The sequence below is a fragment of the Commensalibacter melissae genome, from assembly GCF_003691365.1.
In the GTDB taxonomy this organism is placed as follows: Bacteria; Pseudomonadota; Alphaproteobacteria; order Acetobacterales; family Acetobacteraceae; genus Commensalibacter; species Commensalibacter melissae.
In genome coordinates this window covers 72,206-99,032 of sequence record NZ_CP033087.1, presented here as the reverse complement: position 1 = coordinate 99,032, position 26,827 = coordinate 72,206, and the positions used below count along the sequence as shown (strand labels likewise).

Here is a 26,827-nt window from a genome sequence, read left to right as displayed (position 1 = left end):
TTTACACAGATTTAAAATACTTTATAAAAAAGTAATTTATTATATTTTTTAAAAATTAACTTTTATTTTTTGTTAAAATAGTTCATATTCACATTTACGCAAGTAATTATTCCCCTTTCAAAGCCATATCCCTATGTTTTTATTCAGATATATTACTCAAACATTACATTTATATATAGCTTTGATTATTGCAGTTTTTGCCGTCACAACATCCACCGCCCGTACTAAAACCATAACTCTATTGAATTCTTCCTATGATCCAACACGAGAATTTTTTCATCAATATAACCATTTTTTTCAACATTACTGGAAACAGAAAACAGGTCAGGATGTCATAATATACCAATCCCATAGTGGTTCAGGAAAGCAGGCCAGGGCCATTATTGACGGTATGCAAGCCGATATTGCCACACTAGCTCTTGCCGGAGATATTGATGCAATCAATAAATATCACCCCTTGCTGACCAAAAACTGGCAGGACAATTTTCCCAATCATAGTGTTCCTTATACATCAACCATTGTTTTTCTTGTTCGCAAAGGTAATCCCAAGCATATCCATGACTGGAATGATCTTGTCAAACCTGACATTGCTGTAATTACCCCCAATCCAAAAACCTCTGGTGGGGCAAGATGGAATTTTCTCGCTGCATGGCTTTACAGTTATACCAAAAATCATGATCCACAAGAGGCCTATGATTTTGTCAAACACCTTTATAAAAATGTTCCCATACTTGATGCCGGGGCAAGGAACGCCAGTCTTACATTTACCCAACGCAACATTGGAGATGTACTTATTTCTTGGGAGAATGAGGCCTATATGGCAACCCGTGAATCAGGGGCAGGACAATTTGAGGTAATAACCCCATCCACATCTATCCTAACGGAACCCCCCGTTGCACTCATCGATACTGTTATTGACCAAAAAAAAACAAGAGAAGTAGCAAAAGATTATTTACTTATGCTTTACAGCGATGAAGGTCAAAAAATTGCCGCTCAAAATTATTATCGTCCCATTAATCCACGTATAGCATCCCATTACATCATGTTTCGTCCCCTTCATCTTTTAAAGATCAATGATTTCTTCAAAAACTGGGCAGAGATTAACCAAGAGTTTTTCAAAGATCATGCCATTTTTGACCAAATCATTCACAGTATTAATCAATAAAGCCATAAGGAAAAAATTATGTCTTTTTCCCGATATTCAATTCTTCCAGGGTTTTGGCTTAGTTTTGGATACAGTCTTTTCTGGTTGTCCTTTATCGTTTTATTACCATTGGTTGGACTGATTCTTTACAGCACCCATATCAATAGTCATCAGCTTGTCATGATCTTAACCGATCAACGCTTATTAAGCGCATTAAAACTTTCTTTTTACACCTCTTTCTGCGCTTCTTTACTGTCCTCTATCCTGGGCGGTTTTTTGGCCTGGAATTTAATACGTTACGAATTCAAGGGAAAAAAAATAATTGATTCAATGATTGATCTTCCCCTGGCATTACCTACTGCAATTGCAGGCATTGCATTAACAGACTTATATGCGCCCAACGGTTTATTCGGTACAATTTTACCCTTCAAGGTTGCCTACACACCCCTGGGAATTATTCTTGCCCTCATATTCGTTACAATTCCCTTTGTAATCAGAACCTTGCAACCCGTTATAAAAGAGTTCCCCCCCTCATTACAAGAAGCGGCTTACACACTAGGTGCAACCCGTTTACAAACATTTATATATATCTTTCTCCCCATTTTATTTCCTGCATGGCTTACCGGTTTTTCGCTTTCTGTTGCAAGAAGCTTGGGAGAATATGGCTCCGTTGTGTTCATTGCCGCAAATATTCCTTACAAAACGGAAATTTTACCTATCTTAATCGTATCAAAACTTGACCAGTTTGATTATACGAGTGCAACTGTAATCAGTCTCTTAATGTTGCTGGTTTCTTTTTCTTTATTATTTTTTTTCAACCTGTTCCAAAAACATTTTAAACCTTACCGCCTAATTCTATCCACATCCCAGCTTTCCCCTTTTAATATTTTTCAGAGGAATACATAAATGCCCTTTTATTCCTCCAAACCTTTTGTAAATTGGCAAAAAAACAGCGTTATCTTTATTACTTGGCTCATTTTTTTAATTATTTTTATCGCACCCCTTTCTATCATTCTAATTGAAGGTTTAGGCAAAGGTATTGTCTTTTTCTGGGTCACCTGTACTTCGTCAGAAGCCCTGGCGGCACTAAAATTAACAATAATAGCGACTTCCTGCGCCGTTTTTTTCAATGGAATCTTCGGACTGATGGCTGGATGGTGTTTATGCAAATATGATTTCAAAGGGAAAAATATACTTTTAACCCTCATCGATCTGCCTTTTTCCATTTCCCCTGTGATTGCAGGTTTGATTTATACCTTATTCTATGGATCGCAAGGTATTTTACATACTTTTTTAATGCATTATCACTTACAAATTATTTATGCAATTCCAGGAATTATTCTTGTAACCATTTTTGTGACTTTTCCTTTTATCACACGTTCTTTGATCGCCTTAATGCAAACCCAGAGCAATCAAGAAGAGGAAACCGCCCGTTTGTTAGGTGCATCAGGATGGCAAATTTTTAAAAAAATAACATTTCCCAACATCAAATGGGCATTTCTGTATGGTATTGTTATGTGTACCGCCCGTGCCATGGGAGAATTTGGTGCCGTTTCAATTGTTTCAGGCCATATACAAGGCCTGACCAATACCTTACCCCTTCATATCGAGATTTTATATAATGAATATAATGCCACGGCCGCATTCAGTATTTCCATTCTCCTTCTTATCATGGCCCTATTCATTCTCATTCTAAGATATTGGTGTGAGAAACAACTTAAACCGTCCCAAAAGAAGGGAAATAGTTAAAATGGGTATTCAGATATCTCATCTCAATAAATGGTTCAATCATTATCATGCACTCAATGATATAAACCTCACCATTGAAAAAGGTGAGCTTGTTGCACTCCTAGGACCATCGGGATGTGGAAAAACAAGCCTGTTACGAATTATTGCAGGTTTGGAATTGCCCACCTCGGGACACATCTTTTTTGAAAACCAGGATATAAGCAAGGAAGATATTCGTAATCGACATATTGGGTATGTATTCCAGAATTTCGCTTTATTCCCACATATGAAAGTTATTGACAATATTGCGTTTGGTCTACGCATTAAACCAAAAAAAGTAAGGCTTTCCCCCAAAGAGATCACGAAAAAAGCTCAATTTCTTCTGGAAATGGTACAACTTGAACATGTGGCCAATCATTATCCACATGAACTCTCCGGCGGACAATGCCAAAGAATTGCCCTGGCACGTACCCTAGCCATAAATCCCAAAATTCTATTACTGGATGAACCTTTTTCCGCTCTTGATACAAAGGTCCGAAGAGAATTACGACGTTGGCTAACCCAGTTTCATCAAGAAATTCACCTGACAACCATTTTTGTAACGCATGATCAGGAGGAGGCCATGGAAATTGCTGATCGTGTTGTCATCATGAATAGGGGTGTCATTGAACAAATTGGCTCCCCGATTGAAATCCTCAATAATCCGGCCAATGATTTTGTCTATAATTTTCTGGGCGATTCGAATAATTTACGCATTGGGGAAAAAAGCTTTAACTTTCGTCCTTATGAAATTGATATACAAATTAACGATATATCCCCTATAGGATACTATCCAGCAGAAGTCATCGATATACGACCCCTTGGTGCTTTACTGAAACTAGTTTTAAAACCTCAACAATGCACCTCTCACATTGAAGCCCAAATTCCAAAAACAATTCCAAAAATTCAGAATCTAAAAAAAGGCCAAATTATTTATTTTAAGCCAATTTTAGATTTTGAAATATGAATATATACAAGGAAATTATAAATTTTATATATAAATCAATAAACTATAAATAAAATATACAATATTTTATAGTTATTAATTGACTTTATTTACTTAAATAATACAAATTATATTGCATAAATTGAAAATATTCTATATTTTACAGTTAATTAAAGTAATTTGAGGAATAGTTTTACCATGGATCAGCCCCCTACTGCAGATTATCCTATTTAGTCATTAACACCAGAATTTCTAACCGCATCTTTTTCAAATTCCTAATAACAGAATTATTATATCAACTTAGGTAACAGTTTACGATGACACCACTTGAATTCTATTCCAAACATCCAAGCGAGCAATATGAACAGAAGCTCGAACAAACAAGATCATTCCTGCAAAAAATAAATCGGGATTATTCACCATTGGTTCAGGCAACCAGTTTAGGGGTGGAGGATATGGTAATCACAGATCTTATCCATCAGCTTGATTTACCCATTCAGGTTTCCATGCTGGATACACTAAAACTGCATCCTCAAACGCTAGCCTTAAAAAGACAAGCTGAAATTCATTATAGTATAAAAATAAAAAGCTATTATCCAAACAAAAAAACAGTCCAGAATTATGTTCAAAAAAATGGTGAAAAAGCGATTTATCGATCAACTGAGCTTCGTAAAGAATGTTGTCACATCAGAAAACTGGTCCCCCTGACCGACCTTTTACGAAACTATAAAGGTTGGATTACAGGATTACGCAAAGAACAATCAAATTTCCGGGCCAATCTTCAAGCAGTTGAACCTGAAAACAAAGGGAATGATCAACCTGAAGTAAAGCTAAACCCTTTACTTGACTGGACAAATGGAGATGTGTGGTACTACGTTAAAACATATCGCGTTCCCTACAATACGCTTCATGATCATTTTTTTGTCAGTATTGGCTGCGAACCATGCACTCGCGCCATCACTCTTGGCGAAGATTTCAGAGCTGGACGCTGGTGGTGGGAACATGATGAAGCGAAGGAATGTGGTCTTCATGTGAGTGCACCCATTTCTCTCAACTCTCATCAGTCTTAACATATTTTAATTATGGTCATTTTATCATGAATTTTCTCATATCATCCTCGAACCCTGCCATAAATGATCTGGTAGAAGAGGCCATATTCATTATGCGTGAAGTGGCTGGTTCCTTCGAAAAACCAGCCCTGTTATTTTCTGGCGGCAAGGATTCATGTATTTTATTAAGGCTGGCTGAAAAAGCCTTTGGGCAGGGACGCTTCCCCTTTCCGCTTCTTATGATCGATACAGGACATAATTTTCCAGAAGTCATCCAATTTCGTAATCAGAGAGCAAAAGAATTAAAGGCAAATTTAATCATTCGATCAGTAGAAGAATCAATGAAACGAGGTACGGTGAGGCTATCTCATCCTTTGGAAAGCCGTAATCCCCATCAATCAGTAACATTGTTGGAGGCTATAGAGGAATTTGGTTTTGATGCATTAATTGGAGGGGCCCGCCGTGACGAAGAAAAGGCCCGTGCCAAGGAAAGAATTTTTTCACACAGGGATTCTTTTGGTCAATGGCAACCCAAAGATCAACGGCCAGAATTATGGAACATATTCAATACCAGAATTCATCCGGGTGAAAATTTCCGTGTTTTTCCAATCTCTAACTGGACGGAATATGATGTATGGCGTTATATCGAACAGGAAAATATTCCCTTACCCAGCCTTTACTACGCTCATCAACGGCAAGTCATTCCCCGCAAAGGGTTGCTTGTTCCTGTAACAGAGGTGACACAGCCTAAACAAGATGAAGAAATTCTTACCAAAACTGTCCGCTTTCGCACGGTCGGTGACATGACCTGTACTTGCCCTATTGAAAGCAATGCAAAAACAGCACGCGATATTGTCAGGGAAACAGCTACCGTCACGATCAGTGAACGTGGTGCAACCCGTATGGATGACCAGACCTCAGAAGCCTCAATGGAAAAACGTAAACTTGAAGGTTATTTCTGATCTCTCTATCCCCGTTTTTATTTCTTAAGGAATGCATCATGATATCTTCTCCCGTAAATTCCACCTCTCATTCACATCATACATTAAAATTCCTGACCGCCGGAAACGTTGACGATGGCAAAAGCACATTAATCGGCCGTTTATTACTCGATAGCAAGGCAATTCTTGCCGATCAACTATCTGGTATACAACAACAGTTTTCGACAGACCGTTCCTATGATCTCGCCCGGCTTACAGATGGATTACAAGCTGAACGAGAACAAGGTATTACAATCGATGTGGCATACCGTTATTTTACCACACCAACTCGTAAATTCATTATCGCGGACGCACCAGGTCATGAACAATACACAAGAAACATGGTAACCGCCGCCAGCAATAGTGACGCTGCCGTCATTTTGGTCGATGCGACAAAATTAAACTGGGAGATGGAAAATGTTGACTTGTTGCCTCAAACCCGTCGGCACACATTACTTGCCAACCTATTAAAAGTCCCTTCGCTGCTTTTCGCCATCAATAAACTTGATGCTGTCAAAAATCCCGATATTGCCTTTGTGCATATTAAAAAAGCACTAAAAAAATTCACTCAGGAAGCAAATATACCTGTTACGCACATCATACCCATTTCAGCATTAAAAGGTTATAATATCATCTCCACTATAGCTGATAACGAAAGATATCGCTTATGTGAAAATGTCTATCACGGTCCCTGTCTTTTAGACGCCTTGACCGAACTTCCCTCCCAACAACATATTGTCAAATGTCCTTTATATTTCCCTGTCCAATATGTACAAAAACTATCTGAAACCCAATCCAGCCCCACCCAACATGGTCAAAGAATTTTTTGGGGGAAAATAGCGGCAGGAACTGTCAAGCCAGAAAATGAAATTATTGTGCAACCTTCTGGACTAAAAGCAAAAATTGCTAAGATTTTTGCCGATGCACTACAAAACGAAATACCCTGTGCTGAAGCGGGTAAATCCGTTGGATTAATTCTTGACCGAGAAATAGACATTTCCCGAGGGGACTGGATAACCTCTCCTTCCATATCTCCATTACAAAAAGAGGTCCAAGCCACCCTGGCATGGTTGGATGACGAACCTTTGATTATTGGAAGACTTTATTGGTTGAAACATGGTCACCGCTGGATCAAGGCGAAAATCTCATCGATTCATAATCATCTAAATATACATAATCTGGAAAAAGAACCTGCCAAGGATTTACAGAAAAACAGTATTGGACAAGTTTCCCTAACCTTGCAACAGCCAATTCCGGTTTTACCCTATAACCAGGCAAAAGATGTGGGTGCAGCCATTTTGGTAGATACGGCCACCAATCGGACTGCTGGAGCTGTTCTCCTCCAAGACTAGCCGGCAAGCTGTTATTGCACTATCACCCATAAGATATAGAGACTTTTATTTTTTAATAAAATTATCAACCTGGCTTGGCAAATAAACCGGTATTTTTTCCTTTCCCTCAATCGATAACCATGTGGAGGTTGAAATATCTCCACCTGATGGCAAAAACTGATCCGGACTAAAAATCCAGCTCAGTATATCCTGCACCACAATGTTTCTATTTCTACCACGCAACAATAAATGATATCCTCCAGGAATATAATCCTTTCTTACCCAAGAAGGAAATTGTCGCCAGACCTTTTTCATTGAAGAATCAGGGATGAGCTGATCCATATCACCATACATTACAAGGATTGGAGAATGAATATAAGGAGCAGCCTTTGCAGCCTTGCTCATCAAATTGACCAACCCATACAATGCCTTTACACGGGCTTTGTGCAATGATAACGGATCAAAATACAAACGTAACAGGGATTCATCATTATCACTTGCCCTGATGGTTACCGGGGCGCTTTTTCCACTTAACCGCCAATTCGGGGCGATCGTATTGATCATGCGCAAGATAACATCGGCAACCAGTCCCAGCTGTTTATGACCCCACACGGCTGGGGCCAGTAAAATATAACCATCGACTTTTGGAACATTGGGACGTGAGGCCAAACACATGGCGACAGCCCCCCCCATACTCTCTCCCATCACATACAAGGGTGTATCGGGATATCGAGTTTTTAAAAATGATATTTCCTCAATAATATCGTCAATCATCCGACGGCTACCCGCCCAATTTCCTCTTAACGGTGCTTGTCCAAATCCTCTCTGATCCGGGGAATATAAAGTTACACCTGACTTAACAAAATGATCTGCTGAATCTTCCCACGCATCGCGACTATCATTAAATCCATGTAAGGCCAGGATAATTGCCTTTTGTTGTATTGCCCGCCATATACGCACGGGAATACGGGCATGATCCGACATTTCCCACCACAAATCAGGAGGAATCAGCTTTTTATAACGTGCATAAGGATCAGAACCGATAGAGGATGTATTCAAAACAGAACTATTCACTTTAACTTCTGCATAGGCTATATTACAATGTTGGGTCAGGAAATAAATTCCGATCAGAAAAAAATAGCAAGCTTTATGTAAATAGACAGAACTTAAACGGTTTAAGAAAAACATATTTGTCCAAGATAAATTTTATTTTTATAAATGACAAGTTCTGAACCACTTAACAAGGGTATATTCATGAATTTAGAAAAAGATTCTACAACAACCTTACCGGCAAAACCTATTGAAACCATTTATACTTCTTCCCAAACCGTTGCTTGTGAGGGTAATCACACACTGTTCGGTCATCCACGGGTTTTTCTAAAACTAAAAAACGGACAGGCAACCTGTCCTTATTGCTCAAAATCATTTGTCTACAAACTATCTGAATCAAATTAACATCTTTCATGACTTCATCTTCTGCATCAAATCAAAAACACTTAATCCTCATTGATGGATCCGGGTTTATTTTTCGTGCTTTTCATGCCATTCCCTTAATGACTGATCCATCAGGAACACCTGTCAACGCGGTTTATGGTTTTACTAACATGATGATAAAACTAATCCGTGATCGTGTGGCCAGTCATATGGCTGTCATTTTTGATGCAGGAAGAAAAACCTTCAGGAATGAAATTTATCCAGCTTATAAAGCACATAGACCTCCTCCTCCTGAAGAGCTTGTTCCCCAGTTTTCACTTGTTCGGGAAGCCTCTGAAATTCTGGGATTACCAACAATTGAAATGGCAGGATGGGAAGCTGATGATCTTATTGCAAGTTACGCAAAAGCAATCGTGGCAGATGGGGGCAAATGTACAATTATTTCTTCCGATAAGGATCTGATGCAATTAATCAACGAACATATTCAAATGCAGGATCCCATCAAGGAAAAATTCATCAAGATTGAAGAGGTACGAGCTAAATTTGGTGTGTCCCCAACAGATATGATTTCCTTACAAGCATTGATGGGAGACCCGGTAGATAATGTCCCTGGAGTTCCTGGCATAGGTCCCAAAACGGCAGCCGCTTTAATTCATGAATATGGACAGTTGGAGGATATCCTTGCTGCCATTCCTATGATGAAACCCTCCAAACGGCGCGATAATCTTGAAACCAACAAGGAAAATGCACGAATTTCATATCAACTTGTTCAGCTAAAAGATGATATTCCTCTACCCACCCCGATTGATCAGTTAAATTGTTGCAAGGCTGATCCTGAAAAAGTTACCGCATGGCTTCAAAAACATGGATTCCGCTCCATATTAAATCGCTGGACAAAAAATTCTCATAATACAGGCGACATTCCTCATACATCTCGCAGACAGGAAACACAGACCGGTCCCGAACCAAACAAAGCGGTTCTTGCCGCCCCGTATCATCAGTATGAGACCATTCTCAATAACACGCAATTACAGGAATGGATTCACCGAATTCAAACAACCCATTTTTGTGCCGTGGATACTGAAACCGACAACCTTAATGCATTACAGGCAAATCTAATCGGGATTTCCCTAGCTGTAGCCCCGGGTAAAGCCTGTTATATTCCCATCAATCATCAAATAGATGGAGAATTATTAAAACCAGAACAAATTTCATTAAAAAATGTCATTCAGTATCTTGGCCCCATTCTGACAGATCCTTCCATCCTCAAGATTTTTCATAATGCTAAGTATGATTTTCTTGTTTTGGAACATAACGGGTTCCCGCAACCTGCCCCCTATGATGACACAATGATTATTTCTTACAACCTAGCGGCAGGAGAGCACAGACATGGAATGGATGAACTGGCAAAACGCTATTTGAATCATCAAACAATATCTTATGATGCATTAACCGGAACCGGTCGTAAACGTATCCCTTTTGCGCAAGTTTCAATTGAAGAGGCAACAACCTATGCAGGTGAAGATGCAGATGTCACTTTGCGTTTATGGGAAATATTGCGACCTCAATTAAGAACCGCACATGTTCTAGGTCTTTATGAAGAAATAGAACGTCCCCTAATTCCAATCCTGACCAGGATGGAACAGAATGGAATTATGATTGACGCTTCCCTTCTTCAAAAGCTTTCTACTACTTTCACCGAAAAAATGTCAGAAAAAGAAAAAGAAATCTATCATGTTTCCGGTGAAGAATTCAATTTGGCCTCACCAAAACAACTTGGGGAGATCCTTTTTGACCAGATGAAGTTGCCTGGTGGAAAACGTATGAAATCTGGTACATGGGGAACAGATGTCAAGGTATTACAGGAACTTAGCGATCAGGGTCACGAGATTGCTGAAAAACTGCTGGCTTGGCGACAATTGGCGAAACTTAAATCCACCTATACGGATGCCTTGGTTAAGGAAATAAACCCGGAAACAAAACGTGTACATACCAGCTTTAATATGGTTGGAACCGTTACGGGACGTTTGTCTTCCAATGATCCCAATTTACAAAATATACCTATTCGAACAGAAGACGGTGGAAAAATCAGGGAAGCATTTATTGCCAAGCCTAGCCATGTTCTTGTTTCCGCAGATTATTCACAAATAGAATTGAGGCTTCTTGCACATGTTGCAAATATTCCCCAATTAAAAGAATCCTTTATTCATAATGAGGATATTCATGCCCGTACAGCCTCAGAGGTCTTTGACGTTCCAATCAATGAAATGCAACCTTTGCTGCGTCGACAGGCCAAAGCAATCAATTTTGGTATTATTTATGGAATTAGTGCCTTTGGGTTAGCCAAACAATTGAATGTTTCATCATCTGATGCCAAACAATATATTGAGACCTATTTTAAACGTTACCCTGAAATAAGGGCATATATGCAAAATACCCAGGAAGAGGCAAAGGAAAAGGGATTTGTTCTAACACCTTTTGGCAGAAAATGCTGGATTGCTGGAATTAAAAATAGCAAAGGTCCACAAAAGGCTTATGCCGAACGCCAAGCCATAAATGCTCCTATTCAGGGGGGCGCCGCCGACATTATAAAATGCGCAATGCGGGATATGGACAAAATCATCACAGAAAAAAAACTCCCCGTAAGCATGTTATTACAAGTTCATGACGAGTTGCTTTTTGAAGTGCGAACAGATTATGCTGAAACATTCGTTAATCTTGTAAAGCAAACAATGGAAAACACTGTTAATCTTTCCATTCCCCTTGTTGTTGAGGCTGGAATAGGTAAAAACTGGGCAGAAGCACATTAAATCATGCCACAAAATCAAAAAAAATCTATTTGGATTATTTCATTCCTATTTATCGCTTTCATTATTGGCATGATGTTCCTCGGGATTAAATTCACTGCCAATCATACAGCCGTTGCGCCTGAAAATTCCAATATAATCGGAGGGGGTTTTCAACTTATCAGCCCTGCAGGAAGTATCGTCAATGACGGAATATTCAGGGGAAAATGGATGTTGATGTATTTCGGTGCAACACGTTGCCCGCATAATCAATGTCGTAAGGATCTTATAAAAATGGGTGAGATCATTAACCATTTAGAGAATAAAGCATCTCAACTTGTTCCAATTTTCATATCCTTTGATTCTAACTATGATACACCCAGCCGTCTGATGTTAAGTATGAAAACCTATAATGATAAAATTATAGCCCTGACCGGTGGTGAACTGGCGCTTCGTGATATTTCAATTCTTTATCATGTTTCCATCAAAAAAGCGCCAATCAATAGTGATATAAGCCTTGTTGAACCTTATGATCAGTTCATTCTCATGGATCCAGAGGGAAAATATAGAACCTCCATTCAAACAGGAACAGAAACGCATCAGATTGTGGAGACCCTTGAATCAATAATCCATTAAATATAGTTTATACAAACTGTCCTCATTTCAAAAAACGTGAAACTGCATAAATTCTTGATATGATTATTCACATATATTTACTTTAAATATCTATAATGAAATAACAAATGATCACGGATAAAACTTGAAACAAAAAAATAGCTGTGATCATAATCTTTCTGCCATCGCAATTGAAACGGCCAATTCTTTTTGAGGGCAACAGTTTCCAAAATTTCTGGTTGTAACTGTTTTAATAAAAATTCATCCTTTGTTCCCTGATCAATCAATATGGGAAAGGGTTGGTCAATATAATGCTCCATTAGAAAACAGCTATCATAGACTTGCCAAGTTTCCTTGCTATCTCCAAGATAATGACAAAATGCCTTACGCCCAAACGGCACCTGCATTGGATTAACAATTGGTGCAAAAGCCGAAACCGAACAAAATCGACCAGGATGTTTTAGGGCAAACATCAAAGCACCATGACCACCCATTGAATGTCCAGCAATAGATTGCTTGCCATTCGATTTAAATTGTCGCTTGATCAATTTGGGAAGCTCAATGGAAATATAATCAAACATTTGATAATTTTGTTTCCAGGGTTCTTGTGTCGCATTAACATAAAAACTCGCTCCCTGTCCCAGATCATAAGAAGGCGCGTCAGGAATTATATCACCTCGGGGACTTGTATCAGGGACAACCAGTATAATTCCCAATTCTGCAGCATATTTTTGCGCCCCTGCCTTAGTCACAAAATTCTGGTCATTACAAGTTAAACCGGAAAGCCAGTATAATATAGGTAAAGTTGTATTCCTGTAATCAGGTGGCAAGTAAACTGAATAACTCATTTCGCAGCCCAGTGTGACTGACCAGTGTCTAAACCGTTTTTGCTGTCCACCAAAAGATTGATGAGTTTCCAATTCAACATATTTCATAATATTTCCTGTCAAACCTATCTGAAACTAGTAATGTAAAACAGTTCGAATAGCTTTTCCCTGATGCAATAAATCAAAAGCCCTATTAATCTCATCAAATGCCAAGTCTTGTGTTATAAAATCCTCCAAAACGAATTTGCCTTGCAGATAATCATTTACAATAACAGGCAATTGTGAACGCCCCTTAACCCCACCAAATGCGGATCCTCGCCATACGCGGCCGGTCACCAACTGAAAAGGACGGGTGGAAATTTCCTCACCTGCCCCGGCAACACCAATGATAACAGATTCTCCCCAACCTTTATGACAACATTCAAGAGCAGAACGCATTACCTGAACGTTTCCTATACATTCAAATGAAAAATCTACTCCACCTTTTGTTTTTTCAATTACAACTTCCTGTATTGAGGCGGAATAATCTTTAGGATTTATAAAATCGGTAGCACCTAACTTCCTAGCCAATTTAAATTTTTCTGAATCAATATCAATTGCGACAATGCGACCTGCACCCGCCATATGGGCTCCCATAATGACTGACAAGCCAATCGCACCCAACCCAAAAACTGCAACACTATCACCTTTTTGTACTTTTGCCGTATTTTTTACAGCTCCCATACCAGTTGTGATTCCACAACCCAATAAACATACTTTTTCCAAAGGTGCCTGTTTACTGATTTTTGCTACAGAAATCTCCGGAACAACCGTATATTCGGAAAATGTAGATGTTCCCATATAATGATAGATAGGTTCGCCGTCTTTGAAAAAACGGTTCGTACCATCAGGCATCAACCCTTGACCTTGAGTGACACGAATAGCCTGACAGAGATTGGTTTTACCAGAACGACAATATTCACATGTTCCACATTCCGGAGTATATAAGGGTATAACATGATCACCAACAGAAACACTTGTTACCCCTTCACCAACAGCCTGTATAATTCCCGCCCCTTCATGACCCAATATTGCTGGAAATATACCTTCAGGATCTTTTCCTGAAAGCGTGTATGCATCTGTATGACATACACTGGTTGCAATTATCTTTATTAAAACTTCCCCTTTTTGTGGCGGCATTAAATCAACTGTCTCAATTGAAAGAGGCTGATTGGCTCTCCATGCAACAGCAGCCTTCGTTTTTATCATCTCCATCTATAATCACCCTTCTGATACAAAAATTAATTTATTCAATTAAATATTAAAACCAAGGATTTTATAAACCAAACAAACAGTTTCAAAGTAAAGATTATATCTATGAAATTGAATTTCATGACTCAATTTAGGTTACAATTTATTATAGTCTTCTGGTTCCAACAGTTTGAAAATAATCAATCCATAAACCCCAAACAGGCATTGATAGAATTTTCTTTCTTGATATATTCTTACTTCAGATAATCTTCCCGAAAAAGTATTTTTAATTTAAACCTATTTCAATTTTAAAAATAAAATGGCAATAACCAAATAAACTATATAATATAAAAACATATATATCAGCTGAACCGATCATAAATATTATTCAATTATACATGAATACTACTTAATATATTTTTAGTTGTGTCTTAACTCAAAATGAACCGTGGTTGTTGTCTGAACAAGCGTATCATTATCTTCCAGTGCACTGCATTTTATTTGTTGGACTGCCTCGATTGCAGCCCGATCCAAATCAACAAAACCACTTGTCTCAACAATTTTTACCTGACCAACCTGTCCATTTGACAAAATTTGCAATGCAACCTTTGCAACACCCTGTTCATGTCTTCTACGGGCAGCCAAGGGATAAGTGCTTTTTGGTGATGAGCAGCGTTGCAATGGAAAGTTGTGACTGACTAAAGGTATTGATGGTTTGGCTTTCTGCTCCATTCCCCTATCTTGCCTTTTCTGCTGTCCCATTGCTGATTGAGCAGCCATTTTATTTTTGGAAATGTTACGATTACTCGATTGGTCCTGAGTGGTTGGCACTGAAATTTTTTGCAATACGTTCATGGCTGGCAAAGCATTGACAGGACTTCTGGCCACGGGGATGGTTACTGCCTTCAGATCATCCGTTTTATTTTCTGCAATTGCATCCAATGAGGAAAGAGATTTCATCCCTTCTTGAAATTGAACCACGACCATTGAAGAGAGTGGGAAAACTTCTTTCTTTACATGTAAACAAAAAAACATTAGTAGGAAAACAATTATATTAAATAGAACAGCAACCGTACAGGCCAACTCTATCCCTACTGAATTGACATGTTCGGAAAAAACCAACGTCCTTTTTGGAAATGATGATAAAATCGTTTTCTGATTCAGAGAAGGACAGATAGGTTCCTGTTTCATAATCCTTGATGCCATATTTGCTCAAATATATTAGAGGTAAAGAGCCTTTATTCTATTCTATCTATAAAACAAAACATTCAAATACTAAAAAGAAATTTGACTTTGTCCATAATTTTAATCAAATAAATAATGATGATCTTCAATACTTGACCAAGGCATTAATGATTTTATCCTCTACAACAAATATATGGGTAAAAAAAAATAAAGATTCTTATCCTGTATCTTTATATTCTGTTATTATTGTCCTGTTTCTGTTTATAAGTCATTTAATTCTTTTACCTTTTACATTTACCTCGCTTTGGCATTGTCCAATGATGCAAAATCAGCATGCATACATGTCAATGACGATGTGTGACACTGCCACTTTCTCCCACTCTAAGATAAGCAAGAAAACGGATCAACACTCCCAACACAATCAACAACATCATGGAATCTTTGTTTGTCCCCTCTGTAATGGATTGGCTGTTCCAAACCCCTTGTTAAATTTATTACTTATCTTTCCCCAATTGACAATTGTTCATCTTTTTTTGAAGCGCAAGGTTTATCAGGCTCAACCTCCCCCGATATTACCCTTGAATACGCAACTACCCCGTGCACCACCTCTTTATTAACACTGATAGTTCTAATGGTCATACAGATATTATGACCAAATTATTCCTTTATCATTATTATATCAGGTTAATCTATGTCTTATCGATGGCATTGTACATGTAAATTTTACCTTTTTTTATTATTGTGTTCTCTTTACCCCTATAATGGAAAAGCACAAAAAAACATTACACAAAATAAAACCTCTCTTTCAAGAACCAATACCACTGCACCAGTTCCAGAAATACATATTGAATCAGAAGACATCCCAGACTTTTCCACAAATCCACCCAATTCAATTTTTTTAAAAAAGGATAAATTAAAGGATATTGTGAATAACAGTCCAAACCCAATGGATCTTTTCAAAAATCAAATGGGTATCAGCCAATATGGTGCGGGTCGTATTGCCTCTTTACCCGTAATTAACGGAATGGCGGATGATCGGGTGGCCACGTTCATTGATGGTATGCGTATCAATGGGGATTGTCCAAACCATATGAATCCTGCCATTTCCTATCTTAATCCCCATGATGTTGCAACAGCCAAAATCATGGCCGGTATCACACCCGTAAGTATGGGAGGGGACAGCCTGGCCGGATCAATTGATATCCAACGAAAAGATCCTCTTTTTGCAGAAAAAAACAAAAAAATTCTCATCAAAGGAGAAGCCTCAAGCTTTTATCATAGTAATGGTTCAGGCGTAGGAACGGCAGGAAACATTACTGTTGCCAATAAACATTTAAGTCTCCGCTATAACGGGTCATGGTCTCAATCCCGCAATTATCATGCAGGCAGCGGAGGTGGAAAAGTATATTCTTCTGCTTATAAAACATTCAATCATGATGTGACCCTAGGTTATAAAAAGGATAACCATTTATTCTCTTTGACCTATGGACAATCTGACACACCCTATGAAGGTTTTCCCAATCAATATATGGATATGACCAATAATCGCTCCATTTTTGTCAATGGAAAATATAAGGGTGACTTCGATTGGGGAACAATTGAAGCAAGAGGCTATTGGCAACGTGTCACCCATGCCATGAATATGCTCAGCAATAAAGGCGGCCATTCCGCCACGAAAGGAATGCCCATGAACATTGATGGTCGTACAACTGGATATAATGTTAAGGCAACAGTATTCATAGATAATCATAACACGTTACGGATTGGCAGCTCTTTCGATCATTCAGGTTTAAATGACTGGTGGCCCCCCCTACAAAAAAACATGATGATGGGACCTCATACCTATCACAATATCAATAATGGCCATCGGGATCGATTGGGAAATTTTGCTGAATGGGAAGCCCAATGGACCCCAAAAGTCACAACCCTTCTCGGTTTTCGAAATGATCTGGTCATGATGAATACAGGGAGAATATCTGGATACCAAGGCATCAATGGAATGAATGCCGAGGAACGGAAAGCCATTCATAATTTCAATACTGCAAACCGTGGCCATACCGATACCAATTTTGATGTTACAGCCATGGCACGATGGACAGTCAATAAATCCTTTACCTGGGAAGGTGGGTATGCCCGGAAAAGCCGTTCTCCAAATTTATATGAACGTTATACTTGGGGCACATCTCCGATGGCCATGCGCATGATTGGCTGGTTTGGTGATGGAAATGGTTATATCGGCAATCTCAACCTCAAACCGGAAGTAGGCAATACCGTCAGCACAACCTTTGACTTTCACGATCCACACCAGGATATATGGGAGATCAAGATTCAACCCTTCTATACCTATATTCACCATTACATCAACGTTAATTACCTTGGGAGTATGCAAACACGTCAAAATACAACTGTCTCAAAATTGCAGTTTGACAATCATAACGCCCAAATCTATGGAATTAACACAGCTGAATCCTATAAATTATGGAACAATAAGAAATATGGTCAAGGCATATTGAAAGGAAATATCAACTGGGTTATGGGTCAAGATCGAACCAATCACAACAGCCTTTATCACATGATGCCATTAAATGGAACGATAAGCCTTAATGAATATTTTGGTTCATGGACTGGCAGGATCGAGGCAAATTTCGTCAATACAAAAAGTCAAATTGACCCTATGCGTCGTGAACCGAAAACACCTGGCTATGTTTTGTTCAATATCGGGGGGAGTTATACATGGCGTATGCTTCGCCTGGATGCAAGCATAGAAAATATTGCCAACAAAAAATATTATCTTCCTTTGGGAGGAATGTCCTTAGGAGATTTAATCACAACTAACGAATTGCGTGCCCTGCCTGGTCTGGGTCGTTCTTTTAATATCGCCCTGACTGCCAGCTTTTAACTAAAGTTGCTGTAATTTCATTAGTGTATCTTGAATAACCGTTTCAAGCGTATGGGACATGTCAATTTCTATATGAGGTTCATCCACCTGGAGCGGTTCAAAGCTTTTCAGCTGTGTATCCAGTAAACTTGCGGGCATAAAATGCCCTTCACGTTTTTCAATACGATGAAGAAGAACATCATATGGAACTTTTAAATTTACAAAATAGAAAGGTTTCCCAATGCCCTTGCGCAAAAAATCACGATAGGATCTTTTTAGGGCGGAACATGTTAACACCCCTTTCCCATCATGTTCTTCCGCACATGCCTCCAACCATGCATGACATTTTTCCAACCATGGCCAACGATCGCTATCTGTTAGGGGTTTGCCTTCTGACATTTTCTGGATATTATGTTGTGAATGAAAAGAGTCCCCTTCCTGAAAAGGCCAGTCAAGATACTGATCCAAACCTTTTGCCAATGTCGTTTTTCCACATCCCGAAACACCCATTATCACCAATAAACAAGGCCTAATCTGTACATTATCATTCGTGGACAAAGACATTGATGTGTTCCTTTACTTATATAAATGCTGAATCCCGTTATAACCTGCGACTAAAGCCTCATCCGTACAATTAATAAATAAACCACTTTCGATAACCCCAGCAATTGAAATGATATCTTTCTCTAGCCGTACAGGATCGTCAATAATTCCAAAATCACAATCCAGAATCATGTTCCCACCATCCGTCAGGAAAAAATCAGGATGATCATTCTTGACTCGAACTTTTATTGATGCTCCAATTTTTTCCAAATGTTTCATTGTGGCTTCCCAACCGAAAGGGGTAACCTCAACTGGAACAGGTGTATGCTCACCAAGCTTATCGACTAATTTACGTTCATCAACGACTATAACAAATTTTTTGGCTGCATAGCGAACAATTTTTTCTCGTAATAAAGCGCCACCCAACCCCTTAATTAACTGTAATCCTTGATGCGTAACCTCATCTGCCCCATCAATGGCAATATCTAATTCTGGACATTCCCCCAATGTTGTCAGTTCAATTCCGTAAGATTCGGCCAGCTTGGCCGACGCAATCGAGGAAGGCACACCTTCAAAACGCAACCCCTCCTCTTGCCACCGCTTGCCTAAAGATCGGATAACACATGCCGCGGTACTCCCACTTCCCAATCCGACTTTCATTCCTTGCGAAACTAATGAAGCCCCTATTTTTCCAAGCTGCTCTTTATATTTAACGATTTGTTGTGCATCCATCTCTATCTAGTATTCTTTCGTTATCCAATTACCGACCGCTTTTATTCACCACCGGCCGCTTTATCCAAAATCCAGTGAACCTCTCCTTCCGTTTCAATTTTTGAAGAGGGATATATTGCATTCTCTTCCCTTACCTCACGGAAAATCTTAACCTTGTTTTCTCCACTCACTACAAATATAACCAAACGACTGGAAGCAATTGCTGGATAGGTCAATGTCATTCTTCTATGAGGGGCGTCTTTTGGTTGACACCAAGAAACCCACTTCTGTTTTTCCTCCAAAACAGCTGTGTCAGGAAAAAGTGAAGCCGTATGACCATCTGTCCCCAGTCCCAATAAAACGATATCAAATAAGGGTTCCCCATTCTTCAATACCCTTGATCCATATTCATGCTGTAAATTTTCTTCGTATAATCGCGCAGCTTTTTCCACATCTTCTAAAATAGGCATCGGATGAACATTCCTAAATGGAATATTCACATGATTAAGCAAAGTCTCGGTAACCATACGAAAATTGCTGGCTTCATCCGTATAGGGCACCATTCTTTCATCACCAAAAAACAGATGCAACCGTTCCCAAGGCAGTCGATGACTGTAAGTCTCTCCCCCTAATAATTCGTATAATTTTTTAGGTGTGGATCCTCCTGATAACGCTATCCTGAAAACCGCATCCTTTTTTTCCTCAATCTGGTGCAAAATGATATCAGCCAGATAATTAGCCTGTGCATTTGCATCGGGTAAGACAAGAACATATCCGGTTTTCGCATTATGCCCTTTTTCCATATTGTCTGTCATAGATAACTCGTTCTTTATAATTTTTATGTACCCCTTCCCGGGATTCAACAATTCAGGTTACAAAATTAAACCATTATTTCACAACTTAAAATATTTTCATTTAAATTAAAGTAAAAATTGATTAACAGCATAAGCCCATCCATTTTCCTCATTCGTACGTGCAATATGATGAGCATATTGTTTTACCCTTTGACTTGATTGTCCCATAACAATCGGCATTCCTGCAATTTTCAGCATCGGAATATCATTATCCATATCCCCTATACAGGCCGTTTTACTTAACGGAATTTTAAGTAATTCCGCTATTTTCTGAGCTGCAAATCCTTTATTTGCCTTTAAATGAGAGATATCCAGATAATTTTTTGAAGAATGCACTGCGGAAACTTCTCGGCCATGATATCGTTTTATCTGTTGTGCTAGATTATCAAGTAAAACAGTATCCTGGGAAATACCCATGATTTTTATTGTATCCGTTACATGATCTTGAATGTTTTGAATAATTTTCGGCTGCAATTGCAAGGCTTTTTGTTCATGCTCCACAAAAGCACTTTCAGTAGTAAATACGAACCATTCAAGACTACTATAAAACCATATTTCAATTTTATGCTTCTGGAGCATATTGCATATATCGAGAATCAGGACAGGATTCATGCAAATTCTGGAAAGGATACTTCCTTTTACATCAAGAATTTCTCCGCCATTCAATGCGGCAAAAGGCAACTCTATTTTCAATTGCTCCAAATACAAACGCATACCCAAGGCAGGCCTGCTACTTACCAGGGACAATCCAATCCCTGCCTGTTTCATTTTATGAACAGCATGAATGGTTTCATTTGTGACAATTTTATTGTTTGGTATCAATGTTCCATCAATATCCGAAATTAACAACCGAATTGCTGGAGTTGTTTTATTCAAGATTGACACTTTCCAACTGTATTAAAATGTTTTAAAACCATCCAAAAAGCCATTTTTGATTTTCTAATAATCAATTGAAAAAATATTATATTCACAAATTGATAAAATATGACGATATATAATTGTCAAAATATAAAAACACCCCTTGACCGTAATCGTCAAGGAGTGTCATCAATCACATATTTTAATTTAGTCTCAATGTTTTAATCCCAATACAACAGGATTGACTTCATCCGTTTCAATTGATGCCAGGGCCTCATATTGTTTATAGCGACGGTCAATTGCCTTTTGTGCATTTTCCATAATTTCCTCGGCATCATTCGGACGTATCCGTTTTAGATTCCGATATCTGATTTCATTACCCGCATATTCTTTTAAAGCAATACGTGGTCTGGCTGAATCCAGTTGGAAAGGATTTTTACCAATTTTCCGCATCATAGGATCAAAACGGAATAATGGCCAATAACCGGATGCTGTCGCCAATTTTTGTTGGGTCAATCCATGACGCATATCTATTCCCTGTCCAATGCAGTGGCTGTAGGCAATGATCAACGATGGCCCATCATAAGCTTCGGCCTGGCGAAATGCTTTTAGGGTATGTTGCGGATTGGAACCCAGAGCAACCTGGGCAACATAGACATTATCATATGTCATGGCCATTAACGCCAAATCTTTACGAATTGTTTCTTTTCCCTTTGATGCAAATTTGGCAATTGATCCGAACGGTGTCGCCTTTGAGGCCTGACCTCCTGTATTGGAATACATCTCTGTATCCAGCACGAGGATATTGACATTTTCACCTGACGCTAAAACATGATCCAAACCACCGTAACCAATGTCATAGGCCCAACCATCTCCACCAACAATCCAGATACTGCGACGGATAAAGTAATCAGCCAATGCCAATAAACGTTTTGCATCATCACTGTTAAGCCGAGCTAAACGTGTCTTCAGCATTTTTACCCGTGAACGTTGGGCCTGAATTTCAGATTCTTCTTTCTGTGATGAATTCAAAATCGCATCAGCCAGATCCGTACCGACCTCTTCCCTCAATCGCTTCAATAAATAACTGGCCACTTCTAGCTGTTTGTCAACAGCAATCCTAAAACCCAATCCAAATTCGGCATTATCTTCAAACAAAGAATTGGACCAGGCTGGGCCCTGTCCTTCTCCATTTACAGACCAGGGCGTTACAGGCAGATTGCCACCATAGATTGATGAACAACCAGTCGCGTTGGCAACTTGCAAGCGATCTCCAAACAACTGGGTCAATAATTTCAGGTAAGGCGTTTCCCCACATCCGGCACAGGCACCAGAAAACTGAAATAAAGGTTCCAGAAACTGCACACCCCGTACATTCGAAAAATTAACTTTGCTACGATCATCAACCGGTAAAGTTTCAAAAAACAAAATATTCCTTTTTTCTCTTTCAAGCAGGGATTCCTTTGCTGTCATATTGATTGCCCTGGTTTCGGGCTCAATAGGACTTTTCGCTGGACATACATCAACACACAAAGTACACCCTGTGCAATCCTCCACGTAAAATTGCAAAGTATAATTAATATTTGGATATCCCCTAACTTTTAAAGGTGCCGTCTTAAATCCCTCTGGTGCTTTTTCCAGATAACGATCATGGTAAGTTTTGGAACGTATCACACTATGTGGACAAACATAGCTGCACTGACCACATTGCACGCACAGATCCTCTCGCCATTCAGGAACAAAATCCGAAACGTTACGTTTTTCATAAACGGCTGTTCCGGAAGGAAAAGTTCCATCTGCCGGGATCAAGCTTACTGGAATTTGATCCCCCTTGCCCGCAAACATAGGAGCAATAACCTTATGAACAAACTCTGGTGCATCTGCTGGAATAGGACATTCAAGATCGATATTGCTTGATACACGGTCTGGAACCCTTACTTGCTGTAAGCTATCGCAGGCTGCATCAACAGCCCTGTAATTTTGCTGTACAACATCCTCACCTTTTACAAGATAGGTTTTCCTGATCGAATGTTTGATATATTCAATCGCTTTATCCCTTGGAAGAATATCCGAAATTGCAAAAAAACAGGTTTGCAAAATCGTATTGGTGCGCATACCCAACCCAACTTCCTGGGCAACTTTTGAAGCATTAACAACGTAAAATCTTAATTTCTTTTCAATAATACGCTGTTGTACCAAACGAGGTAAATGTTGCCAAATTTCATCTGCATTATAATGCGCATTCAGCAGAAAAACTCCACCTTCCACCACATGTTCAAGAATATCCTGACGATAAAGGAAATGAAAATGATGACACCCGACAAAATCGGCACGTTGAACCAGATAGGCCGCCTTGATCGGAATTTTACCAAAACGTAAATGGGACACGGTCTGCGCACCGGATTTATGAGAATCATAAACAAAATACCCCTGTGCATATTCCCCTGCATCCTCAGCAATAATTTTCACGCTATTTTTGTTGGCCCCAACGGTTCCATCCGCACTCAATCCAAAAAACATGGCGCGTTTAATTTGATCACTATCAATTGTAAAGGATGAATCATAGGTTAAACTGTTATGGGTTAAATCATCCTGGATACCGACTGTAAAACCATGTCGAGGATTCTCTGTCTTTAACTCATCAAATACGGCCTTGACCATTGCAGGGGTGAAATCCTTGGATGAAAGACCATACCTACCACCGATAATCAAGGGCAAATCCCTTCTTTTCCCCCTTGAGACAGCCTCGGCCAAAGTCGCCATCACATCTAAATATAAAGGTTCCCCCAACGCACCTGATTCTTTTGTACGATCCATAACTGCAATTCGTTTGACTGAAGTAGGCAGGAATTCGAGAAATTTTTCTGAAGGAAAAGGACGATAGAGACGAATTTTTAAAACACCAACAGATTCCCCCTGTTTTATGAGGGCTTCAGCTGTATTGTCAGCAGTTTCGGCAGCGGATCCCATCAATACGATAACATGTTCTGCCCGAGAATCCCCAACATATTCAATCAGATCATGGTAACGCCCTGTTAAATCCCCTAAACGCTTTACGTATTTTTCAACAAGTTTGATAACCCGGTTGTAATATGGATTAACCGCTTCACGTGCCTGGAAAAATGTGTCAGGATTATGAGCCGTTCCTCTAATAAAGGGTTTTTCAGGATTTAGGGCCCGTTCACGATGTGCAATGACAAATTCATCATCGATCATTTTAGCCATAATCTCATCAGATATGATATCCAATGTGTTTAATTCATGAGACGTACGAAAACCATCAAAAAAATGAATGAAAGGTACACGTGCCTCCAATGTAACAGCATGCATAATCAAAGCCAAATCATGGGCTTCCTGGACTGATGCAGAACAGCACATGCCAAAACCTGTCATTCTGCTTGCCATGACATCAGAATGATCCCCGAAAATTGACAGGGCAGAAGTTGCAACAGAACGTGCTGCCACATGAAAAACCGTCGAGGTCAATTCACCAGCGATCTTGAACATGTTTGGCAACATCAACAACAATCCCTGTGATGCCGTAAAGGTTGTTGTTAATGCCCCTGTTTGTAAAGAGCCATGTACTGCTCCTGCAGCACCACCCTCACTTTGCATTTCCTGAACAAGGGGAATATTTCCCCAAATATTTTTAATTCCCTTTGCCGCCCATTCATCAATATGCTCAGCCATCGGGGATGAGGGCGTAATCGGAAATATGGCACAAACCTCATTAACACGATAAGCAATATGGGCAACTGCAGTATTGGCGTCCATTATTGTATTAGTCATCTATAACCATCCTCTCTTGAGACGTTATCTGCATATAATATTAATATATTTAGATATTTTCAGCTGTCATATCAATTGCTTGGCATGGACAGGATTCAAAACAGACCGCACATCCCGTGCAACGATCCATATCCAGTAAATACCCTTTTCCCACTCCGGCTTTGGTTAAAGCATCCTCTGGACAAGCTGCCAGACAGTTATCACACTCATAGCAATTTCCACAGGAAAGACAGCGTTTGGCTTCATACAGAGCTTCCTTTTCATTAAAACCGATTAATGTTTCCGTAAATCCAACACGCTTTTCAACAGGCAATTCCTTTTGTAGGATCTGAGGTGTATCCTCCAATAAGGGAAGATGTAAATCCGTATAATAGGTAATCGGATTTTTTGGGGATACAATAAAGGGTTTATTATCCAGCCAAGCATTAATGAACCGAGCAGCCTTTTTACCAGAACCCACAGCATTCGTGATACTTCGAGGACCGTCAATAGCATCCCCGCCCGCAAATATGCCAGAAACCCCAGTCATCATCTGGGCATCAATAACCAGAGTCCCCTTTGAATCAAATTCTATTCCTTCAATATTTTGCAAAAAATGATTATCAGGTTGCTGTCCCAATGCCATAATAACGGTATCCATCTGTATTTCCTCCATCTCCTCGGATGGTTCCGGACGAGCATCCTGGCCAATGATCATTTTCCGTAAAATCACCCTGTCTTTAAAAACAGAATCAATTGTCCTCATACATTTAAATTGAGTACCTTCTGCCTCTGCATCCTTAATCTCAAATTGATGCGCCTCCATATGCGAACGATCCCAAAAGAAAATAACCGTTACTTTTTGCGCCCCTGCACGAAAGGCTGTTCGAGCGGCATCCATCGCTGTATTTCCGGCTCCATAGACCAAAACGTTTTTACCGATTTTTGGATTTTTCCCAACACTGACATCACCCAAAAACTCTATGGCTGACAAAAGATGCGCTTCCTTATCAATTGGAATATTTAACAAACTTGGTTTTGTAGCCCCTATTGCCAAAAAGACCGCATCAAACCGTTCCTCCTGCTTTTCTTTCAATAAATCCCTCACTGGATCATTACATCTGATCTTGACCCCCATCTGTTCAATCCGATAAATATCAAGCTTTAGAATATCTCTCGGTAAACGATAAGCGGGAATGCCATAACGCATCATGCCTCCAGGTTCAGGAAAAGCCTCACGTATTACAACTTCATGCCCCATACGACACAAATGATAAGCTGCAGATAACCCCCCAGGTCCAGCTCCAACAATTAAAATACGTTTACGATTAGGATTATCTGCAACGGAAACTTGCCATCCCCGGTCATTAGCCATATCCCCCAAAAACCGTTCAACAGCGTGAATGGTGACAGATCCATCCAATTCTTTACGATTACATGAACCTTCACATGGATGATAACATGCCCGCCCGTGAACTGCAGGCATGGGATTATTATCAAGAATATGTTCCCAAGCCTCTCTAAACTTTCCCTCTTGAGCAAGGGAAAGCCACCCTTGTATATCCTCACCGGCGGGACAGGCATAATTACATGGTGGTAAATGGCGATTATAAACAGGATATAATTTCCTTACCGGCCCACCAAACTGTTGTTGAGTCATATCAATGACCGGACTCATATCGTGATGTTTTGTTCCCATTAGATGATACCCTTAAATTATATCTTGTAGATTTTTATAATCTTTATGAAAAACCATTATGCTTATGTATGTTGTTAGAAAATTATTATGTCATAAACCATTCAATAGCGAATTTTGTTTAACGTAATGTTAGTAAAATAAATTTGATTTATTTCACTAACTCTATATATTCCTTATATATTTTGTATAAAATTTATAAAAAAAAGCCTTAATCGTGAGGAT

The 26,827-nt window shown here is 39.3% G+C and carries 22 protein-coding genes; 12 read left to right on the top strand and 10 right to left on the bottom strand.

All coding sequences use genetic code 11. The features are described from left to right. Nucleotides 1-133: 133 nt before the first annotated feature. The 7 genes from D9V35_RS00430 to D9V35_RS00400 all read left to right on the top strand — a co-directional run bounded on the left by D9V35_RS00430 (nt 134) and on the right by D9V35_RS00400 (nt 7,238). Complete coding sequence (locus tag D9V35_RS00430; protein ID WP_122122859.1) at nt 134-1,165, top strand: sulfate ABC transporter substrate-binding protein; 1,032 nt, start codon at nt 134-136, stop codon at nt 1,163-1,165. A gap of 18 nt (nt 1,166-1,183) precedes the next feature. Then, nucleotides 1,184-2,050, top strand: coding sequence for a sulfate ABC transporter permease subunit CysT (gene cysT / locus D9V35_RS00425; protein WP_110439303.1), 867 nt, complete (start codon nt 1,184-1,186; stop codon nt 2,048-2,050). Then, nucleotides 2,051-2,893, top strand: coding sequence for a sulfate ABC transporter permease (locus D9V35_RS00420; RefSeq protein WP_122122858.1), 843 nt, complete (start codon nt 2,051-2,053; stop codon nt 2,891-2,893). Nucleotide 2,894: 1 nt separating this feature from the next. Further along, nucleotides 2,895-3,878 carry a sulfate/molybdate ABC transporter ATP-binding protein gene (locus D9V35_RS00415; RefSeq protein ID WP_122122857.1) on the top strand — a complete coding sequence of 328 codons (984 nt, stop codon included), beginning with the start codon at nt 2,895-2,897 and terminating at the stop codon, nt 3,876-3,878. Nucleotides 3,879-4,174: 296 nt separating this feature from the next. Then, entirely contained in the window at nt 4,175-4,927 is a 753-nt protein-coding gene (locus D9V35_RS00410) for a phosphoadenylyl-sulfate reductase (RefSeq protein WP_122122856.1), read from the top strand. A gap of 26 nt (nt 4,928-4,953) precedes the next feature. Then, on the top strand, nt 4,954-5,868 hold the full coding sequence (gene cysD, locus D9V35_RS00405) for a sulfate adenylyltransferase subunit CysD (protein WP_122122855.1): 915 nt from the start codon (nt 4,954-4,956) through the stop codon (nt 5,866-5,868). A gap of 38 nt (nt 5,869-5,906) precedes the next feature. Beyond that, nucleotides 5,907-7,238: a sulfate adenylyltransferase subunit 1 gene (locus D9V35_RS00400; protein WP_122122854.1), complete on the top strand. Its 1,332-nt coding sequence runs from the start codon at nt 5,907-5,909 to the stop codon at nt 7,236-7,238. 45 nt (nt 7,239-7,283) lie between these two features. On the opposite strand, the gene D9V35_RS00395 is transcribed toward D9V35_RS00400, so the two are convergent. Continuing rightward, nucleotides 7,284-8,405, bottom strand: a complete 1,122-nt coding sequence (locus tag D9V35_RS00395; protein WP_122122853.1) for an alpha/beta fold hydrolase — start codon at nt 8,403-8,405, stop codon at nt 7,284-7,286. A 66-nt stretch (nt 8,406-8,471) separates the two neighbouring features. Here D9V35_RS00395 and D9V35_RS00390 point away from each other — a divergent pair, with 66 nt between their 5' ends. The 3 genes from D9V35_RS00390 to D9V35_RS00380 are packed head-to-tail and all read left to right on the top strand — an operon-like array spanning nt 8,472 to nt 12,073. Further along, nucleotides 8,472-8,672: a zinc-finger domain-containing protein gene (locus D9V35_RS00390; protein ID WP_122122852.1), complete on the top strand. Its 201-nt coding sequence runs from the start codon at nt 8,472-8,474 to the stop codon at nt 8,670-8,672. 8 nt (nt 8,673-8,680) lie between these two features. Then, nucleotides 8,681-11,461, top strand: coding sequence for a DNA polymerase I (gene polA, locus D9V35_RS00385; protein WP_122122851.1), 2,781 nt, complete (start codon nt 8,681-8,683; stop codon nt 11,459-11,461). Nucleotides 11,462-11,464: 3 nt separating this feature from the next. Next, the gene (locus D9V35_RS00380; protein ID WP_122122850.1) at nt 11,465-12,073 is read left to right on the top strand and encodes an SCO family protein; all 609 of its coding nucleotides are present in this window, start codon (nt 11,465-11,467) and stop codon (nt 12,071-12,073) included. A gap of 77 nt (nt 12,074-12,150) precedes the next feature. On the opposite strand, the gene fghA is transcribed toward D9V35_RS00380, so the two are convergent. The 3 genes from fghA to D9V35_RS00365 form a co-directional block, all read right to left on the bottom strand. Further along, complete coding sequence (fghA, locus tag D9V35_RS00375) at nt 12,151-12,987, bottom strand: S-formylglutathione hydrolase (RefSeq protein WP_122122849.1); 837 nt, start codon at nt 12,985-12,987, stop codon at nt 12,151-12,153. A gap of 27 nt (nt 12,988-13,014) precedes the next feature. Further along, nucleotides 13,015-14,124: an S-(hydroxymethyl)glutathione dehydrogenase/class III alcohol dehydrogenase gene (locus tag D9V35_RS00370; protein ID WP_198193696.1), complete on the bottom strand. Its 1,110-nt coding sequence runs from the start codon at nt 14,122-14,124 to the stop codon at nt 13,015-13,017. A 405-nt stretch (nt 14,125-14,529) separates the two neighbouring features. After that, the gene (locus D9V35_RS00365; protein ID WP_158523892.1) at nt 14,530-15,300 is read right to left on the bottom strand and encodes an energy transducer TonB; all 771 of its coding nucleotides are present in this window, start codon (nt 15,298-15,300) and stop codon (nt 14,530-14,532) included. A 161-nt stretch (nt 15,301-15,461) separates the two neighbouring features. On the opposite strand from D9V35_RS00365, the gene D9V35_RS00360 reads away from it, so the two are divergent. Both D9V35_RS00360 and D9V35_RS00355 read left to right on the top strand, forming a co-directional pair. Further along, nucleotides 15,462-15,911, top strand: coding sequence for a DUF2946 family protein (locus D9V35_RS00360; protein WP_205910308.1), 450 nt, complete (start codon nt 15,462-15,464; stop codon nt 15,909-15,911). Between the two features lie 74 nt (nt 15,912-15,985). Next, complete coding sequence (locus D9V35_RS00355; RefSeq protein ID WP_122122846.1) at nt 15,986-18,193, top strand: TonB-dependent receptor; 2,208 nt, start codon at nt 15,986-15,988, stop codon at nt 18,191-18,193. On the opposite strand, the gene D9V35_RS00350 is transcribed toward D9V35_RS00355, so the two are convergent. From D9V35_RS00350 to D9V35_RS00325, 6 genes are all read right to left on the bottom strand, one after another. Beyond that, nucleotides 18,194-18,736: a gluconokinase gene (locus D9V35_RS00350; RefSeq protein WP_122122845.1), complete on the bottom strand. Its 543-nt coding sequence runs from the start codon at nt 18,734-18,736 to the stop codon at nt 18,194-18,196. A 12-nt stretch (nt 18,737-18,748) separates the two neighbouring features. Continuing rightward, nucleotides 18,749-19,447: a ribose-5-phosphate isomerase RpiA gene (gene rpiA, locus D9V35_RS00345; RefSeq protein ID WP_110439287.1), complete on the bottom strand. Its 699-nt coding sequence runs from the start codon at nt 19,445-19,447 to the stop codon at nt 18,749-18,751. A gap of 41 nt (nt 19,448-19,488) precedes the next feature. Further along, nucleotides 19,489-20,241: a 6-phosphogluconolactonase gene (pgl, locus tag D9V35_RS00340; protein WP_122122844.1), complete on the bottom strand. Its 753-nt coding sequence runs from the start codon at nt 20,239-20,241 to the stop codon at nt 19,489-19,491. 105 nt (nt 20,242-20,346) lie between these two features. Then, the gene (locus tag D9V35_RS00335; protein ID WP_162988505.1) at nt 20,347-21,156 is read right to left on the bottom strand and encodes a Cof-type HAD-IIB family hydrolase; all 810 of its coding nucleotides are present in this window, start codon (nt 21,154-21,156) and stop codon (nt 20,347-20,349) included. A gap of 195 nt (nt 21,157-21,351) precedes the next feature. Next, nucleotides 21,352-24,927: a pyruvate:ferredoxin (flavodoxin) oxidoreductase gene (gene nifJ / locus D9V35_RS00330; protein ID WP_240993381.1), complete on the bottom strand. Its 3,576-nt coding sequence runs from the start codon at nt 24,925-24,927 to the stop codon at nt 21,352-21,354. A 49-nt stretch (nt 24,928-24,976) separates the two neighbouring features. Further along, a complete protein-coding gene (locus tag D9V35_RS00325; RefSeq protein ID WP_122122842.1) occupies nt 24,977-26,605 on the bottom strand; it encodes an NAD(P)-binding protein in 1,629 nt (542 codons plus the stop codon). Nucleotides 26,606-26,827 lie beyond the last annotated feature (222 nt).